Below are 1,145 nucleotides of genomic sequence, written 5' to 3'. Positions count from 1 at the left end.
AGTTTTTGTTATTTTGTCAATTTCAGTGAAAAGTTGCGTGAACAGCGTGAAGTTCATGGCATTCCTCTTTAATGAATTTTCAATTTTTTATCATTTTAAAATACAGATACATGCTATGTGCTTCATTGGTATTGACACAATTTGTCCAAGCGCTCCCACCGAGATTATTTTGGATTTGATGAAACTTTTGTGCGTTTTTCCAGATTGTTGAGACATGTACAATAGGATTATTTTCATAAAATAGAGAAAACAAATGTTATAAAGAATTTTGGTAAAACCGTATGCGAGGCATCTGTCTGTGTAATGAATTAACTATATTTCCATAGATTTTGCGTTTTTGTATGTCGATAAGAAATTCTTCATTATTGCTTAAATTCCTGATCATTTGTAGCTTTAAAGATTCATTGTGGAGTAAGGCTAACATGATCTTTATGTATACTTGCAATTCTGCGACCTCTGACAAACTCCTTGTTTTATCTATATCATTTAAGAAATTTGTAATTTGTATAAAACGTTTCTTTGCATCCTGAAAAGCTCGCAAGCTTACGGCTTTAGAAACGATACCGCTATATTTGAGACGCTCGTTAACCATTGTACGTATTTGGTCGTTTGGCAACATATGAGGTCTTTTTTCTTTCATAATAACGCCGGCAATAATATTCATAAGTTTCTGAGACATTGTATCCTTGTTGTTGTAGCGCAGTTTTGGAACTGGATAGATAAGCTCCGGATTTTGAAAAAAATAGTCCATGTTATTTGGGGACATTAGTCTGTTAATTACTCTATTACCCATCACAGAATGATAGATGTCTGCATCTTTTGATATTCGCTTTTTTTGCGCTTCAACCTGTTCTTTTAATAATTCAATAATTTTCAGATACTCTTTTGCTGAAGTAGATAGTGGTTTTTCAGCAGGTGGTTTTTCAGCAGGTGGTTTTGCAGTTTTTTTTGATGCAGATGTATAACTATCATGAATTACTTCAGGATTAGGTATGGAAGTAACAAAACTATATGCTAAATTTGGCAATCCAAAAGCTATAATCATTCCTGTTATAATAAAGATCTTTCTCATCTGTCTCCTCGCTTGATTTCGGCAGGGATTGTTTTATTAATGGGTACGCGGTTTCTATCATTTGGTTGCTTTA

The 1,145-nt window shown here is 33.4% G+C and carries 1 protein-coding gene and 1 pseudogene; both read right to left on the bottom strand.

What is annotated here, in order from left to right:
* Positions 1–256: 256 nt before the first annotated feature.
* Positions 257–1,072, bottom strand: a complete 816-nt coding sequence (locus tag ACFIO3_RS13490; RefSeq protein WP_375608898.1) for a type IV secretion system protein — start codon at positions 1,070–1,072, stop codon at positions 257–259.
* A pseudogene (locus ACFIO3_RS13485) lies at positions 1,069–1,145 on the bottom strand (TrwH protein); the annotation flags it as partial. The pseudogene ACFIO3_RS13485 and the gene ACFIO3_RS13490, both read right to left, overlap by 4 nt.

This window comes from Bartonella sp. AD328YNZD (assembly GCF_042196425.1).
The sequence above is the reverse complement of the archived record's forward strand: the minus strand, read 5'-3'. Positions and strand labels throughout refer to the sequence as shown.